General features: G+C 67.6%; 20 protein-coding genes. 10 read left to right on the forward strand and 10 right to left on the reverse strand.

Annotated features, from left to right (window positions below; all coding sequences use genetic code 11):
• Nucleotides 1-90 (forward strand): hypothetical protein (locus AC3WTE_RS26045; RefSeq protein ID WP_492442390.1); only part of this gene is annotated, 90 nt, incomplete at its 5' end.
• 76 nt (nt 91-166) lie between these two features.
• Here AC3WTE_RS26045 and AC3WTE_RS26050 read toward each other — a convergent pair.
• From AC3WTE_RS26050 to AC3WTE_RS26060, 3 genes are all read right to left on the reverse strand, one after another.
• Nucleotides 167-1,063 carry a DNA-3-methyladenine glycosylase family protein gene (locus AC3WTE_RS26050; protein ID WP_492442209.1) on the reverse strand — a complete coding sequence of 299 codons (897 nt, stop codon included), beginning with the start codon at nt 1,061-1,063 and terminating at the stop codon, nt 167-169.
• Between the two features lie 9 nt (nt 1,064-1,072).
• The gene (locus tag AC3WTE_RS26055; RefSeq protein ID WP_492442211.1) at nt 1,073-1,438 is read right to left on the reverse strand and encodes a DUF427 domain-containing protein; all 366 of its coding nucleotides are present in this window, start codon (nt 1,436-1,438) and stop codon (nt 1,073-1,075) included.
• Nucleotides 1,439-1,538: 100 nt separating this feature from the next.
• On the reverse strand, nt 1,539-2,144 hold the full coding sequence (locus AC3WTE_RS26060) for a chitin-binding protein (RefSeq protein ID WP_492442213.1): 606 nt from the start codon (nt 2,142-2,144) through the stop codon (nt 1,539-1,541).
• A gap of 149 nt (nt 2,145-2,293) precedes the next feature.
• Between AC3WTE_RS26060 and AC3WTE_RS26065 the strand changes: the two genes are divergently transcribed.
• A complete protein-coding gene (locus AC3WTE_RS26065) occupies nt 2,294-2,764 on the forward strand; it encodes an SRPBCC family protein (protein ID WP_459367471.1) in 471 nt (156 codons plus the stop codon).
• 3 nt (nt 2,765-2,767) lie between these two features.
• Here AC3WTE_RS26065 and AC3WTE_RS26070 read toward each other — a convergent pair whose 3' ends face one another.
• The 3 genes from AC3WTE_RS26070 to AC3WTE_RS26080 all read right to left on the reverse strand — a co-directional run bounded on the left by AC3WTE_RS26070 (nt 2,768) and on the right by AC3WTE_RS26080 (nt 5,181).
• Nucleotides 2,768-3,589 carry a class I SAM-dependent methyltransferase gene (locus tag AC3WTE_RS26070; protein ID WP_492442215.1) on the reverse strand — a complete coding sequence of 274 codons (822 nt, stop codon included), beginning with the start codon at nt 3,587-3,589 and terminating at the stop codon, nt 2,768-2,770.
• A gap of 63 nt (nt 3,590-3,652) precedes the next feature.
• On the reverse strand, nt 3,653-4,672 hold the full coding sequence (locus AC3WTE_RS26075; protein WP_492442217.1) for an NAD-dependent epimerase/dehydratase family protein: 1,020 nt from the start codon (nt 4,670-4,672) through the stop codon (nt 3,653-3,655).
• Nucleotides 4,669-5,181, reverse strand: coding sequence for a nuclear transport factor 2 family protein (locus AC3WTE_RS26080; protein ID WP_492442219.1), 513 nt, complete (start codon nt 5,179-5,181; stop codon nt 4,669-4,671). The genes AC3WTE_RS26075 and AC3WTE_RS26080 overlap by 4 nt, the downstream gene beginning before the upstream one ends.
• Nucleotides 5,182-5,273: 92 nt before the next feature.
• Between AC3WTE_RS26080 and msrA the strand changes: the two genes are divergently transcribed.
• Nucleotides 5,274-5,777 carry a peptide-methionine (S)-S-oxide reductase MsrA gene (gene msrA / locus AC3WTE_RS26085; protein ID WP_492442220.1) on the forward strand — a complete coding sequence of 168 codons (504 nt, stop codon included), beginning with the start codon at nt 5,274-5,276 and terminating at the stop codon, nt 5,775-5,777.
• Nucleotides 5,778-5,822: 45 nt separating this feature from the next.
• On the opposite strand, the gene AC3WTE_RS26090 is transcribed toward msrA, so the two are convergent.
• Together AC3WTE_RS26090 and AC3WTE_RS26095 are read right to left on the reverse strand one after the other, a co-directional pair.
• Nucleotides 5,823-6,641, reverse strand: a complete 819-nt coding sequence (locus AC3WTE_RS26090; protein ID WP_492442222.1) for an alpha/beta fold hydrolase — start codon at nt 6,639-6,641, stop codon at nt 5,823-5,825.
• 9 nt (nt 6,642-6,650) lie between these two features.
• On the reverse strand, nt 6,651-7,994 hold the full coding sequence (locus tag AC3WTE_RS26095) for a cytochrome P450 (protein ID WP_492442223.1): 1,344 nt from the start codon (nt 7,992-7,994) through the stop codon (nt 6,651-6,653).
• Nucleotides 7,995-8,097: 103 nt separating this feature from the next.
• Here AC3WTE_RS26095 and AC3WTE_RS26100 point away from each other — a divergent pair, with 103 nt between their 5' ends.
• Nucleotides 8,098-8,724, forward strand: coding sequence for a TetR/AcrR family transcriptional regulator (locus AC3WTE_RS26100; protein WP_492442224.1), 627 nt, complete (start codon nt 8,098-8,100; stop codon nt 8,722-8,724).
• Here the strand turns inward: AC3WTE_RS26100 and AC3WTE_RS26105 are convergent.
• Entirely contained in the window at nt 8,701-9,270 is a 570-nt protein-coding gene (locus AC3WTE_RS26105; protein ID WP_492442226.1) for a TetR/AcrR family transcriptional regulator, read from the reverse strand. The two genes, AC3WTE_RS26100 and AC3WTE_RS26105, sit on opposite strands and share 24 nt — an antisense overlap.
• Before the next feature lie 55 nt (nt 9,271-9,325).
• On the opposite strand from AC3WTE_RS26105, the gene AC3WTE_RS26110 reads away from it, so the two are divergent.
• On the forward strand, nt 9,326-9,874 hold the full coding sequence (locus AC3WTE_RS26110) for an isochorismatase family protein (protein ID WP_492442228.1): 549 nt from the start codon (nt 9,326-9,328) through the stop codon (nt 9,872-9,874).
• 25 nt (nt 9,875-9,899) lie between these two features.
• On the opposite strand, the gene AC3WTE_RS26115 is transcribed toward AC3WTE_RS26110, so the two are convergent.
• Nucleotides 9,900-10,700, reverse strand: a complete 801-nt coding sequence (locus AC3WTE_RS26115; RefSeq protein WP_492442230.1) for an enoyl-CoA hydratase/isomerase family protein — start codon at nt 10,698-10,700, stop codon at nt 9,900-9,902.
• 55 nt (nt 10,701-10,755) lie between these two features.
• Between AC3WTE_RS26115 and AC3WTE_RS26120 the strand changes: the two genes are divergently transcribed.
• The 5 genes from AC3WTE_RS26120 to AC3WTE_RS26140 all read left to right on the forward strand — a co-directional run bounded on the left by AC3WTE_RS26120 (nt 10,756) and on the right by AC3WTE_RS26140 (nt 14,308).
• Entirely contained in the window at nt 10,756-11,214 is a 459-nt protein-coding gene (locus AC3WTE_RS26120) for a MarR family winged helix-turn-helix transcriptional regulator (RefSeq protein ID WP_492442232.1), read from the forward strand.
• Nucleotides 11,211-12,020 (forward strand): ATP-binding cassette domain-containing protein, encoded by an 810-nt coding sequence (locus AC3WTE_RS26125; RefSeq protein ID WP_492442233.1) that lies wholly within the window; start codon nt 11,211-11,213, stop codon nt 12,018-12,020. The genes AC3WTE_RS26120 and AC3WTE_RS26125 overlap by 4 nt, the downstream gene beginning before the upstream one ends.
• 58 nt (nt 12,021-12,078) lie before the next feature.
• Nucleotides 12,079-12,819 carry an ABC transporter permease gene (locus tag AC3WTE_RS26130; protein WP_492442392.1) on the forward strand — a complete coding sequence of 247 codons (741 nt, stop codon included), beginning with the start codon at nt 12,079-12,081 and terminating at the stop codon, nt 12,817-12,819.
• Nucleotides 12,820-12,886: 67 nt separating this feature from the next.
• Complete coding sequence (locus AC3WTE_RS26135) at nt 12,887-13,180, forward strand: SDR family NAD(P)-dependent oxidoreductase (protein ID WP_492442235.1); 294 nt, start codon at nt 12,887-12,889, stop codon at nt 13,178-13,180.
• 54 nt (nt 13,181-13,234) lie between these two features.
• A complete protein-coding gene (locus AC3WTE_RS26140) occupies nt 13,235-14,308 on the forward strand; it encodes a cellulase family glycosylhydrolase (RefSeq protein WP_492442237.1) in 1,074 nt (357 codons plus the stop codon).

Genomic DNA, 14,308 nt, shown 5'->3' on the forward strand with positions numbered 1-14,308 from the left:
CACGCCAAGGTCGTCTCGTGGTACGACAACGAATGGGGCTACTCCAACCGCATCGCCGACCTCGCCGCACTGGTCGGAAAGTCCCTCTAGCTCGGCCCAGAGCGCGCCGAGCCGCACGGGAAGCCAAGCTCGATCGCGTCAGTTCCCGAGGTCGGCCACTCGACGCCTAGAGTTCCTTCAGGTTCGGGATCGCCTGGCGCGCACCGAATCTCGGGTTGCGCGCCAGGCCACTGACCTCGAGCAGCCGCACGGCCCGGTGCCGGTGCGGCCGCAGTGGTTCCAGCAGTTCGACCATCGCGGCGTCGTCGATCGGGTGGCCCAACAGGGTCCAGCCGACCATCTTGGCCAGGTGGTAGTCGCCCACCGAAAGGGCGTCGGCGTCGCCGAACGCTTTCTGCACGGTCTCGGCTGCCGTCCACACCCCGACACCCGGCAACGACATCAACGCCGCCGTCGCCGTATCCGGCGTCAGCCGCTCCAGTGCGTCGGCCCGCTGCGCACACCCGACCAGAGTCCGGGCCCGGCCAGGGTCCACATTGGCCCGGTGAAACTCCCACGACGGCACCCGCCGCCAGACGTCGGCCGTCGGGGGCAGACGCATCCCCACCGGCGCCGGGCCGGGCGGGGGCGCGCCATACCGCGTGGTCAGCTTCCGGAACGCACTCCACGCATCGATGCCGTGCACCCGCTGTTCGAGGATCGCCGGGACCAGCGCCGCCAGCACGCGGCCGGTGCGGCACAAGCGCAGGTGGGGAACCCGCCGCCAGGCCTCGGCAATGGTCGGCTCGGTGGGCGCGAATCCGGTGGTGTCGTCTTCGGCGCCGACCAACCCTGGCAACCGGTCCAAGAATTCGGCGGCACCGTCACCCCACGCCTCGCAGTCGACGGTGTTCAGCTGCGACGAAGTGAGCCGCGCGGTCACCCCGCCGGTGCGCATCAGGCTGGTGCGCCAGATGACGCCGTCGACGGTACGGAAGGTCGGGTCGGTCCCACCGCGCCGCAGCGGCGACAACGTCAGCCCGAGGCCGGCCGGACCGTCCAGGACCAGGCTGGCAGTGGGCACGGGTCCAGGTTAGGCGGGCTGCACCACGATCTCGGCTTTGTCTGGATAGAACGCGACCCGGCCCGCGATTTCCGCCACCGCGGGGTACGGCTGTTCGTAGGTCCAGATGACGTCTTCGACATCACCGACGTGGTAGTACGCCGCGTCGCCCTTGTACGGGCAGTAGCTTGCGGTCGTGCTCCGGGTGAGCACCGACTGGTCGACATCCGCAAGCGGAAGATATTGCACCGCGGGGTAGTTCGACTCTTGCAAAGTGAGTGCTTCGGTCGATTCGGCAACCACGCCGCCGTTGACCGTGACGGTGACGCGCCCGCGCGTGGGCGTAATGGTGATGGGATGCGCAGGACCGGGTTGCAACACAGGACGTTCGCTCATATCTGGCCAACGCCTGGCCTGCTGTGTCGATTCCCGAGCTGACGCTGGGCCTGCCACCGACGGCAGGCCCAGCAATCAGACGGCGACTATCGACGGATGATTACAGCGGAATCCAGATGCCGAAGAACCAGAAGCCCCACGCGTTGAATCCCGGGTCGAACACCGGGAACACCTGCTGGCCCCAGTAGTCGAACGGCGGAGGCGGCGGCGCCCACGGTGGCGGCGCGACCCAATTGATCATCGGCCGGGGTGGCGGTCCCCAGCCCCACGGCGCGGGGCCGTTGCCCCACGGCGGCGGCGCGCCGCGCCAGTGCCAGTCACCCGGGCCCGGGTCACCGGGCCGGGGGTGCCAGTCACCCGGGCCGGGATGCCAATCGTTGTTGTCATGGTCGCCCGGTCCACCCGGCGGGTTCCAGTTGCCGTGGTCCCCGGGGTCACCCGGTGGCGGGCCGCCCGGCGGGTGCCAATCCTGGCCACCCTGCGGGCCATGTGGGCCGCCCTGAGGCCCGCCCTGAGGCCCGCCCTGAGGCCCGCCCTGAGGCCCATTGTGCGGACCCCCCGGCCCTGGACCGCCCGGCCCGTTACACGTCTGCCCAGGTGGGCAGAACCCTGGCTGCGCCTGTGCAATATTGACGCCAAATCCCGCAATTGCCGCGCTCACCCCGCCGGTGAGTGCGGTCGCTATCACTAATTTCTTGATGCTCATATCAACTCAACTCCTTCGTTGGAAGGTGCCGCCATGCGGTTTATCGCACGAGGGCCCCTCAACGGTTACCCCCGAAATTAGGAATTAGCTGTGTCTGAACTATGCAAAATTTTCTGGCCCCCGCTCCAGCCTGTGTTTACGATCGCCCCATGACCGCACAGGGCCCCGCCTCCGTCACCGCCGCCATCGACATCGCCGCCAGCCCGTCAGCTGTATATGCGTTGCTCACCGATCTGCCCACGCTGGCGTCGCTGGCCGAGGAGGCCCACACGATGGAGTGGCAGAAGGGGTCTGCGGCCACTCCCGGATCGGTCTTCAAGGGATACAACCGCAACGGCTCGAAGACCTGGACCACCAGCTGCACCGTCACCGAGGCCGAGCCGGGCAAGACGTTCGGCTTCGCTGTGAAGTCCTCGATCGTGCCCATCGCGCACTGGCGCTACGACATCACCGAGACTGCGGGCGGCTGTCAGGTCACTGAGTCCACGTGGGACAACCGACCGGGCTTGTTGAAGCTCACCGCGGGCTTGCTCACCGGTATCAGCGACCGCGATGCGGCCAACGCCGAGCACATCCGGTTGACACTCGAGCGCCTGAAGGCCCGCGCCGAAGCCGCGTAACGGTCAGCCCCACGAATACCGGTGGTACTGCGACATATAACGCATGCCGGGTACGGCGCGCATGACGGCGGCCATCAGGCGCAGCCCCATCGGCAGCCGGTCGTAGCCGCCGCCGTCGAAAGCCGACACCCACGACAGCAGCCGCAGACCCGGTACCGCCGACAGGACGTCGTCGGGGTTGTCCATGGCCCATTGCAGGGTCGCGCCGGAACGGCGGACGACCGAGTTCGTCCACTGGAGCTTCACGCCCAGCCGGCTGAAGGCGTCGAATTGCAGTTCCCCGCACGGGAAATGCGACACGATACGGCGCAGCAGGGCCTGCCCGTCGGCCTCGCTCAGGTACATGGTGAGGCCCTCGGCGAGCATCAGCACCGGCCGGTCCGCCGGGATGTCGGCCAGCCAGGCCGGGTCGGTGACCGACGCGGACACGATGTGGCAGTGCTCGCGGGTGGGATACAGCCGCCGGCGCAGGTCCGCGACCTCTGGGTAGTCGATGTCATACCAGTCGACACCCGGCCCCGGATCCAGCCGGTAGTACCGGCTGTCCAGCCCGCAACCCAGATGCAGCACAACGGCTTCCGGGTGCACGGCCAGGAACTGCCGGGTGGTCATGTCGAAATAGGCGGACCGGAGAGTGACCCCCGGCGACCTGGCGGCCGTCATCGTCGTGCGCGACCAGTCGTAGTCGATAGCGGCGACGATGTCCCTGGCATAGGTGTCATGCAGCACCGAGTTCGGCAGGTCGGCGTCGAGCGCCTTGCCGTACAGCGTGGCCAGCATGGTCTGCGGCGCCCCGGTCAGGTCCACCTGCAATCTATCCGTCATGCTGTCGACGCTAACCGTGGCCGGCGCTGTCGCGCCATGACTTAACGCCGTACGGCGCGTTGTTCAGCCCGTGGATTTCTGGGCTTGGCGAGCCTTTCGCAGGCCGATCCAGAACCGCGCCGCCTCCCGCACCGCGTCCTCCACCGGCCTTGGCTCCCAGCCCAATTCGGTCCGCGCCTTGGTGCAGTCAACCGGCGCCTCCGAACGCATCAGCCGCAGCGACGCCAGCGACATGTGTTCGTCGGTGCCTCTGAGCCGGCCTTTGATGGTGCCCATGGTGGCCAGCGCGTAGGTCACCGGCAGCGACAGCGCCTTAGCCGGAGCCGGTACACCCGCCTCAGCCGCGGCAATCCGTGCCACCTCGGCATTGCTGATCATCTTGTCGGAGATCAGGTATCGCTCACCGGGCCTGCCCCTGTCGGCCGCCAGGATCAGTGCTCGCGCAGCGTCATTGACGTCGACCGCTTCGAGTTCGATGCCGCTCATCACGAACGGCAGTTTCCCGAACGCGGCGCCGGCGATGATCGCGCCGTGCGGGGTGCGGCCCCAGTCTGTTCCGCCATACGTGGTGGACACGCACATCGCGACCGCCGGCAGCCCGCGCTCGCGGGCATATGCGAGCACCAGCTTCTCGGCTTGCACCCGCGACCGCACATATGGCGGCAACGTGCGTTCGTCGGCGACGTCCTCTTCGGTGGAGACGAACCCGCGCTTGCGCCCCACCGTGGCGTAGCTACTGGTGAAGACGAATTTCTTGAGGCCCGAAGCGATTTCGGGTTCCACCGCGACGTCCAGCACGTTGCGGGTGCCCTCGACGTTGGTGCGGAACAACGGCGAGGGGTCCCGGAGCCACCCGCGGGTGTCGACCACGCAGTAGTAGACGACGTCGGCTCCGGTCATCGCGGCACGCAGGGTGTCGTTGTCCCAGATGTCGCCTTCGTAGCGGGTGACGGCGAGGTCGTCGATGCCGATGGTGTTGGCGCCGGCCCGCACCATGACCCGCACGTCTTCCCCCGCCGCCACGAGCTGCCGGGCCACGTGCGAGCCGAGGTAGCCGTTGGCCCCGATGACGAGCGCGGTCACCGCTGCCCCCTACCGCCGAACTTGCGCATCCATTCCTCGGCCACGTCGGGCAGCGTGCCCAGCGCTTCCGCCTTCTTGCACCACGCCATGGTGGTCTCGAGGAACTTCATGGGGTTGTAGATGTCTTCCTGCTTGCTCCACAGACCGTCACCCGCATACGTCACGATCGAGATGTTGGTGGCGCCGATGATGGTGCCGTCACCGGGATCGCGCATCGGGTTGTCCAGCTCGCAGATGACACGGCCGGTCGCCTCGTCGTACACCCTCCACAGCGACGGAAACGACGTCATGTAGCTGCCGGGGAAATTCTCCATGGTGTTCCAGATCCAAGGCCGCACCTCTTCGCGCCCGTGCATGGTGCCCATGGCGTGCTCGATGTACAGCACGTCCTCGGTGTAGTGGTCGGTCCACGGATCCCAGTCGCGCGTCTGGGCGGCGCGATCCACGGTCTGCTCGAAGACCTCGAAGGCCGCGATGAGCTCCGCGCGGCTGAAAGTGTTGCCCGTCACAGGAAAACTAGAACACGTTCTAGCGACGTTTGTCGAGCACTTGCGCAGGCGCCGGGAGTTCGGTTCTCTGGAGTCAAAGCGAGGAGGCGTACATGACCGACACTGCGACCGCGATCTTGGCCGGCGGCTGCTTCTGGGGGATGCAGGACCTGATCCGCAAGCAGCCGGGTGTGCTGACCACGCGGGTCGGCTACACCGGCGGAAAGAACGACCACCCGACGTATCGCAACCACCCGGGCCACGCCGAAGCGGTCGAAATCGAATTTGACCCGACTCAGACCGATTTCCGCGCGCTGCTGGAGTTCTTCTTCCAGATCCACGACCCGTCGACCGTCAACCGGCAGGGCAACGACGTCGGGACCAGCTACCGCTCGGCGATCTTCTATACCGACGACGAGCAGAAGCGGATCGCCGAAGACACCATCGCCGACGTCGACGCCTCGGGGCTATGGCCCGGCAAGGTCGTCACCGAGGTGACGCCGGCTGTTGATTTCTGGGAGGCAGAGCCCGAGCACCAGGACTATCTGCAGCGCATCCCCAACGGCTATACCTGCCACTTCCCGCGGCCGGGCTGGAAACTGCCCAAACGCCAGTGATTTGTGGACGATTACCCGCGGCAGCCGCGGATTTTCGTGCACAAATCACGCTGTAGCGGCGCGCTCGGTGATCAGCCTGGCGACCAGCTCGGGGTGCTGGTCCGGCAGCCAGTGGTTCGCGCCTGCGACGATCTCGAACCGATATGGCGCGTGGACGTACTGCTCGGTCAGCAGCGCCCCCTTGCGGCCGAGCGCGATGTCGCCGTCGCTCCAGATGTAGGTGGTGGGCCGGGTCACCGGCGTGAACACCGATTTCGGTGCCACGAACGGCATGGCGCGGTACCAGTTGAGCGCGGTCGTCAGCGCGCCGCTGTCGAATACCGCCGAGCGTGTGACGGCCAGCGATGCGGGGGTCATGCCGCTGTGCGGCATCATCAACTTCGCGAATCGTTCGCCGAGCCAGGGCAACTGGAAGATCAGCATGTAGTAGGAGTGCAGCGCCTGCGTCCCGACGACCATTGCCTTCAGGAAAGCGCCGATGTGCGGCACCGAGACCGCGGTCAGCGTGCGCACCAGCTCCGGCCGTCTCGCAGTCAGCGCCCAGGCGATCGCCGCACCCCAGTCGTGCCCGACCAGGTGCACCGGCGCACCGACCAGCTCGATCAGCGCGGCGACGTCATCGGTCAGTTTCGGAATCGTGTACTGCCGCCGGCCACGCGGCCGGGCACCGGCCGAATAGCCGCGCTGGTTGGGCACCAACGTTCGAAAGCCTTTGGCGTGCAACAGCTCCGAAACCGCTGACCAGGACTCGGCGGTCTGCGGAAAGCCGTGCAACAACACCACGACGTCGCCGTCGATGGGGCCGGAGTCGACGACATCGAAGATCAGTCCGTCGTTCCGGTACTGCGAAATCCGTTCGGTCACAGCATGAACCTACAGCGGGTTGACGCGACGGCGCAGCGTCACGCGACCGCCGTCCTTCGGCGTGTACGCGACACCGCGCGAGAAGACCTCCTCCCCCGGAGCAGTGTTGACCTGAATCGCGAAGTGGCGCAGCACCGTCCGGAGCACGACGTCCATCTCGACCTGCGCGAACACCGCCCCGACGCAGCGCCGGGTGCCACCGCCGAACGGCAGGAACGCCAGCGGCGGCCGGCGGCCGACGAAGCGCTCCGGGTCGAACCGCTCTGGATCAGCGAATTCCTTTGCATCCTCGTGCATGTGGTCGATGGCGATGATGACCGAGAAGCCACGCGGGATCACCCATTCACCGAGCTGGAAGGTCGGGGCGTACACATGCCTGCCGGCGAAGTCGATGATGGTGCGGATGCGCTGCACCTCCAGCAGGACGGCCTGCCGGTACTCGTCCGTCTCGCCGGCCGCGACCTCGTCTTCGAGCCGGCGCAACACCTCCGGATGACGGGAGATTCGCTCGAAGACCCACGCCATGGTGGCCGCGGTGGTTTCGTGGCCGGCCGCCAGCAGGGTCAGCAGTTCGTCCGCAATGTCACTGCGGGACATGGCCGTGCCGTCTTCGTACGTGCTGCGCAGCAGTAGCGCCAGGACGTCGTCCCGGTTCTCGAGATCGGGGTCGGCGGCGACCGTGTCGATCAGCCGGCCGACGACCTCGTCGTACTGCCGCCGGTATTCGGCAAGCCGGCCCCACGGCGTCAAGCGGCCGTAGGTGCGCTTCGGCATGGGCAGCACGGCGAGTCGCGACCCCAGGGTGACCCACGGCGGGATGATGCGCCGCAGTTCGTCGAGGTGGCGACCGTCGGCCCCGAACACCGCGCGCAGGATGGCGTTGAGGGTGATGTGCATCATCGGTTCGAGCGTGGGAAACGGCTTACCCTCCGGCCAGGATGCCGCCGCGCGCAGCGTCTCCTCTTCGAAGATGCGCTCGTAGTTCTTGACGCTCTTCCCGTGGAACGGCGGGGTCAGCAGCTTGCGGCGCAGCCGGTGCTCGGCGCCGTCGAGCGCGAACACCGATCCGCGGCCGAGCACGCGGGACAGGTTCGGCTGGATGTTGCCGACGTCAGCGGGGTTCGCGGCGAACACCTGTTTGGCCAGCTGCGGGTCCGTCACCATGACCGCGCGGCCGAAAACCGGTGCGTCACAGGTGAAGACCGGCCCGAGCCGCGGCACCATGCGGTTGACGAACTTGCGCCGGTTGGTCGCGAAGGCGAAGCCCTGCAGGATTTTGGGAACCCCGGTCGCCGGTGGCAGGTGGATCGCCGGAGCACGCTCGGCAAGTTCAGCGGTGACGGTCTCGGTCATGGGACGCTCCAAGCCACTTATTACGCGGTACCACGGTGTACCGCGGGGTTATCGGGTACGGTACCGGCTGGTACCACGGCTAGGCAAGGGTTCTGGGAGAGAGATGGCAGACGGCGAGGTCAACTCGGCGCAATCGGCTGCGCAGCCGTTCCGCGGGCGGCTGCTCGACGGGCTGGCCACCTCGCTGGCCACCCGGGGTTATCGCGACACCACCGTCGCCGACATCGTCCGCAACGCCAAGACCTCCAAGCGCACGTTCTATGACCAATTCGCCAGCAAGGAAGAGTGTTTCGTCGAGCTGCTCCGCGCCAACAACGAGGACCTCATCGCCCGGATCCGCGCGGCCATCCATCCCGACGCCGAGTGGGCGCAGCAGGTACGCAGTGCGGTCGACGCATACGTCGCGCACATCGCGTCCCGGCCCGCGATCACACTGAGCTGGATCCGGGAAGCGCCGGCCCTCGGCGACGCGGCACAACCGCTGAATCGTCATGCCATGGAGCAGCTCACCGACATGGTCGTGGACCTCACGAGCGGTGCGGGGTTTCAGCGGGCCGGCCTGTCCCCGATCAGCCGGCCGGTGGCCCTGATCCTGCTCGGCGGCCTTCGCGAGCTCACCGCGCTGATCGTCGAGGACGGCCGCGACATCGACCAGCTCACCGAACCGGCGCTCACCGCCGCGCTGGCGATCCTCGGTGCACGGTCGTCAGCGCAGCATCAGCCGGGCTGACTTCTCCAGCCGCTCAGCGATGTCGTCGTACGACGTGAAGCCCATGCCCGCGCGGACTAGTGCGCCCGAATAGAGCATTTCCAGCGATTCGATGACGTCCTCGTCCACGTCCGGGCCGAGTGCCGCCGACAGCCGGGAGCGGATGTCGCGGGCGATGCGCTGGCGCAGCACCTCCACATCCGGATCGCGCCCGAGTAGCGCGTTGGTCACCGCCCCGGCGAACTCCGGTTCGTCGATGACCAGTAGCGCGATGTGCCGCAGCACCTCGGTCACCCGAGTCGCGGGGTCTGCCGAGTCGTGATCGGCCGGCGGCGAGGATGCCAACCGGCGCCAGAACACCTCGGCGACCAGGTGCTCCTTGGACGAGAAGTAGGTGTAGGCGGTTGCCGCCCCCACGCCCGCATCGGCCGCGACCCGCCGGACCGTCAGACCTGCGAAACCCTCGCGGCGCAGCAAGTCGAGGGCGGCACGACTCAGCCGATCGACCGTATCGGCCTGTTTGGCCGTCAAACGGCGCCGGGTGGGCTCAAGCGCCTGTTCAGACACGTGTCCGGACGCTACGGCAACGGGCGATGCGCAGCAACCGGTCTACCGTGGGCACATGCGGGCGTTGATCGTCGTCGACGTGCAGAACGACTTCTGCGAGGGCGGTTCCCTCGCGGTGTCCGGCGGCGACGCCGTGGCGCGCGCGATCACCGGCCTACTGGCCCGGCGCGAGTATCAGCACGTGGTGGCCACGGCCGACCATCACGTCGACCCGGGTGACCACTTCTCCGGCGAACCCGACTTCCTGGACTCCTGGCCGCCGCACTGCGTAGCGGGCACCCCGGGCGAGCAGTTCCACCCCGAACTGGACACCTCGACGTTCGAAGCGGTGTTCCGCAAAGGCCGGTACACCGCGGCGTACAGCGGGTTCGAGGGAGCCGACGAGCACGGGACCAAGCTGGTGGACTGGCTGCGTGCCCGGGGCGTCGACGAGGTCGACATAGTGGGCATCGCGACCGACTACTGCGTCAAAGCAACGGCAGCCGACGCCACGAAGGCCGGGTTCCGCACCCGGGTCCTGCTCGACTACACCGCCGGGGTTTCGGCCGAAGGCGCTGCGAATGCCGTTGCCGCGCTGAAGGATTCCGGCGTGACGGTGGCCTGAAGCATTCCCGTCGCTCGGCTCACCCCTAGCGCGTCGGATCCACCGGCCGGCCTGACCACTGCGGCGGGCGCCCGGCCTGCAGCGCCCGTACGCCTTCCTTGGCATCTTCGTGCGCCATCACTGCGCGGTGAATCGCGGTCTCCCGCTCGCCGACTTCGTCGCGTGACAGTTCGAACGAATCCCAGAGCAGTCGCTTGCTGGCGGCCACCGACATCGGCGCGGTGTTGTCCGCGATGTCGTGGGCGACGGCCAGCGCAGCCGGCAGCACCTCGTCGGCGGGCAGTACCCGGCTCGCAATACCCAGCTCGACAGCGCGATATCCGTCGAATGTCGTCCCGGTCAAAAGAATTTCGGCGGACCGCGCAATTCCGACCAGTCGCGGCAGCGCCCAATGCGAGTACGCATCCCCCACCACGCCACGGCGCACCTGCACGACGCCATAGCGTGCGTCGGCGGCGAAAATCCGGATATCGCACTGCAGCGCCAAGGTCAGCCCCAAACCGATCGCGTGCCCGTTGACCGCCGCGATCACCGGCTTGCTCAACGACCACGCCGGCACCGGGACACCGGCCGCACTGAACTCCGGGCCCGGCGCGGCGAACGTCTGGTCGCCGGCGGCCAGGTCGGCCCCGGCGCAGAACGCCGGTGGCGCCCCGGTCAGCACGATGGCCCGGACATCGTCGGCCTCGTTGCCGCGGGTGTAGGCGTCGGCGAGTTCCTCCCGCATTCCGTCACCAAAAGCGTTGCGCCGCTCCGGCCGGTTCAGCGTCACCGTCACCACACCGCCGTCGAACGCGGTCAGCAGCGTGCGGTACTCGGGAAACACCGCCCGAGTAAACCACGGCCGTGCAATACCTCTGCAACAGAGCTATTGTGAGGGTGTGCCCGCCCGCTCAGGCCTGACAGCCGACCTCACCATCGACCTTTTCCACACCGTCGGTCGCTTCCGCCGGCAGCTGCGCCGGACCGCCGGAGGCAGTTTCGCCGGCGTCACCCAATCGCAGGCGGAACTGCTCCGACTGGTCGGCCGCCAGCCGGGCATCTCGGTACGGGAAGCCGCGCAGGAACTCGGCCTGGCGGCCAATACCGCGTCGACCCTGGTCTCCAAGCTGGCCGCCGACGGGCTGCTCGTCCGCAGCCCCGACCCCGAAGATCGACGCATCGGCCGGCTCCGGCTGACCGAACCCGCCCAGCAGCTCGCCGATCAGACCAGGACTTCCCGCCGGGCCGCCCTCGACGTCGTACTGAAACAGCTCAGCGGCGAGCAAATCGACGATCTGGCAAAGGGTTTGAAGGTGCTGGCGGAAATGACCCGGATGCTCGAGGAGGGCCGGCCATGAGTACCCCCGCCATCGAATGCGACCACGTCACGCACCACTACGGCGATTTCACCGCGGTCGCCGACCTCAGTCTCACCGTCGGTGTGGGTGAAACCATGGGACTTCTCGGCCCCAACGGCGCCGGCAAGACCACCCTGGTACGGCTGCTCACCACCTTGACCCCGGTGCAGCAGGGACAGGTACGCATCTTCGGCCTCGACGCGGGGCGCTACACCATGGATATCCGGCAGAACCTCGGGTATGTGCCGCAACAACTTTCGATCGAGTCAGCCCTCACCGGACGTCAGAACGTCGATCTGTTCGCCCGCCTGTACGACGTGCCGCGCCGCGGACGCCGAGCGCGAGTCGACGATGCGCTCGACGCCATGCAGCTGCTCGACGTCGCCGACCGCCCCGCCAAGGCGTACTCCGGCGGCATGGTCCGGCGCCTGGAACTGGCGCAGGCGCTGGTGAACCGGCCGTCGCTGCTGATCCTCGATGAACCCACCGTCGGTCTGGATCCCATTGCCCGCGACAGTGTCTGGACCCAAGTGGCGAACATGCAGCAGGAGTTCGGTATGACGGTCCTGCTGACCACCCACTACATGGAAGAAGCCGATGCGCTGTGCGACCGGGTCGCCCTCATGCACCGCGGCACCCTGCAGACCGTCGGCTCCCCCACCGACCTGAAGGCGGCACGCGGCCCGTCGGCCACGCTCGAGGACGTCTTCCGGCACTACGCCGGCTCCGACCTGTCCGCGGACGACGAGCGCCAGTCCTTGCAGGACATCCGCGCCGGAAGGAGGACGGCCCGCCGTGTCGGTTGATGTCGAACTGGTCATCGCGCCCCGGGGCGTCAAGCGCATCGGTGGCCTCGCCCGCCGGATGGGCGCTTTCGCGCTCGTCGAACTGCAGAAGCTACGTTATGACCGCACCGAGCTGGTCACCCGGACGATTCAGCCCGCCCTGTGGCTGTTGATCTTCGGCCAGACCTTCTCCCGGTTGCACGTCATCAACACCGGCAACGTCCCGTATCTGTCATTCCTGGCGCCCGGCATCATCGCCCAGTCGGCGCTGTTCATCTCGATCTTCTACGGCATCCAGATCGTCTGGGACCGCGACGCCGGCATCCTGGCCAAACTGATGGTCACCCCGTCACCCGCGTCGGCGCTCATCACCGGCAAGGCCTTCGCGGCGGGAGTCCGATCGATAGCCCAGGTGATCGGCGTCCTGGTGATCGCCCTGCTGATGGGCATCCATCTCAGTTTCAACCCACTGCGCATCCTGGCCGCGATGGTCGTGGTGATGCTGGGGTCGGCGTTCTTCTCCTGCCTGTCAATGACTTTGGCGGGACTGGTCCGCAACCGCGACCGCTTGATGGGCATCGGCCAGGCCATCACCATGCCGCTGTTCTTCGCGTCCAACGCGCTGTATCCGGTGGACATCATGCCGGGCTGGCTGCATACGCTTTCCGCGGTGAATCCGCTGTCCTACGAAGTGAATGCCCTGCGCTCGCTGCTGCTGGGCACCCCGGGCAACACCCTGCTGGACATCGCTGTTCTGGCCGTGGCAGCAGTGGTCGGCATCGCCGCGGCATCGGCCCTGCTGCGCCGGCTGGTGCGCTGAGCGACGCTGTTCTAGCACCTAATCGATTCTCATCCGGCGCCTAGGCGGCGCGGGTTGACTCGTGGTCATGAAGCACAGCATCGTCGCGCTCGTCCTCGACGCCGGCACCGACGCCGGACTGGCCACCGCCCACAGCCTGCTGGCAGACGGCCACCGGGTGGTGGTGACCGCCCGGCAGCCCGGCTCGCTGGTGCGTATCACCCACGGCTTTCCCGCCGATCGGGTCTACGCGTTGGCCGCCGATACCCACGATCGGCGGCAGTTCGATCGAGTACTGGCACTGACGTGCGCCCGCTTCGGCCGTGTCGACATGATCGTCGACCCCAAGCTGTATCGCGCAGTCCTGCCTGCCGCGGCCTGAATAGCTGTTAGGTTCGAGCCAATCGGCAGATCAGGCCACAGATTGGAACGAACGTTGCGCAACGCCCTCAAGATCGCTGCGACCATCTTCACCGTCGCGGCAGTCTCCGCCGCCACCACCGAAACCCTGGCCAATAACCCGGCCACCATTCCGTTCATCCCGACGGGCATCAGCCAGTCGGCCAGCAGTGTCGGCTTCGCCGATTCCGACGTCTACGGCATGAACGCCGACGACATCAACCACACCTTCGACCTGATGTCCGCGACGGGCGTGCGTACCGTCCGCATCATCATTCCGTGGGCCGGTATCGAGGGCACCCAGGGCAGCTTCAACTGGGGCCAGGTCGACACCGTCGTCGGTGCGGCCAATGCCCGCCACATGTCGGTGGTCGGTGCCATCGTCGCCACGCCGGCCTGGGCGGTGGCGCCCGGCGCCATCCCGATCAGCAGCCCGCCGGCCTCCGCCGCGGTGTACGGCGACTTCGCCGGTGCGGTCGCCGCCCACTACCGGGGCCGCGTGGATGCCTACGAGATCTGGAACGAACCCAACGCCGTGATGTCCTGGACCTCCGGTCCGCAGGGTCCCGAGCCTGCCGTCTACGCGGCGATGCTCAAGGCCTCCTACCCGAAGATCAAGGCCGCCGACCGCGGCGCCGTCGTGATCGGCGGTGTGGTCGGCGCGGTGGTGTCGTTCGGCTCGCTGACCCTGGACCCGGTGGCCTTCGTCCAGCAGATGTACGCCGCCGGCGCCGCCGGTTCCCTGGACGCGGTGTCCTTCCACCCCTACCACTACAACCTCAAGTTCTCGGCCGGCGCCGGAGTGCCCAACTCGCCGATGAGCCAGACCGACGGCATCCACCAGGCCATGGCCGCCAACGGCGACGGCGGCAAGAAGGTCTGGGCCACCGAGTACGGCGAGCCCAACTCTGCCGTCGACGAGGCCACCCAGGCCGACTACATCCGCGACTTCCTGGCCACGTGGCGCACCCTGCCGTACGCCGGCCCGGCGTACATCTACACCACGCGCGACCGCGTCACCGGCAGCGCCAACCCCGAAGAATCCATCGGCGTCTACCGCACCGACTGGACCCCGAAGCCGGCTCAGGCGGTCGTGAAGTCCATGGCCTGA

The sequence above is a fragment of the Mycobacterium sp. FW102-FHT13B02 genome (assembly GCF_058790275.1).

Bases quoted from the DNA above. Each gene is read 5' to 3' on its own strand.
- AC3WTE_RS26100 (WP_492442224.1), top strand. From the start codon at position 8,098: ATGGCAGACGGCGAGGTCAACTCGGCGCAATCGGCTGCGCAGCCGTTC.
- AC3WTE_RS26125 (WP_492442233.1), top strand. From the start codon at position 11,211: ATGAGTACCCCCGCCATCGAATGCGACCACGTCACGCACCACTACGGC.
- AC3WTE_RS26095 (WP_492442223.1), bottom strand. From the start codon at position 7,994: ATGACCGAGACCGTCACCGCTGAACTTGCCGAGCGTGCTCCGGCGATC.
- AC3WTE_RS26065 (WP_459367471.1), top strand. From the start codon at position 2,294: ATGACCGCACAGGGCCCCGCCTCCGTCACCGCCGCCATCGACATCGCC.
- AC3WTE_RS26070 (WP_492442215.1), bottom strand. From the start codon at position 3,589: ATGACGGATAGATTGCAGGTGGACCTGACCGGGGCGCCGCAGACCATG.
- AC3WTE_RS26130 (WP_492442392.1), top strand. From the start codon at position 12,079: ATGGGCGCTTTCGCGCTCGTCGAACTGCAGAAGCTACGTTATGACCGC.
- AC3WTE_RS26135 (WP_492442235.1), top strand. From the start codon at position 12,887: ATGAAGCACAGCATCGTCGCGCTCGTCCTCGACGCCGGCACCGACGCC.
- msrA (WP_492442220.1), top strand. From the start codon at position 5,274: ATGACCGACACTGCGACCGCGATCTTGGCCGGCGGCTGCTTCTGGGGG.
- AC3WTE_RS26060 (WP_492442213.1), bottom strand. From the start codon at position 2,144: ATGAGCATCAAGAAATTAGTGATAGCGACCGCACTCACCGGCGGGGTG.
- AC3WTE_RS26110 (WP_492442228.1), top strand. From the start codon at position 9,326: ATGCGGGCGTTGATCGTCGTCGACGTGCAGAACGACTTCTGCGAGGGC.
- AC3WTE_RS26055 (WP_492442211.1), bottom strand. From the start codon at position 1,438: ATGAGCGAACGTCCTGTGTTGCAACCCGGTCCTGCGCATCCCATCACC.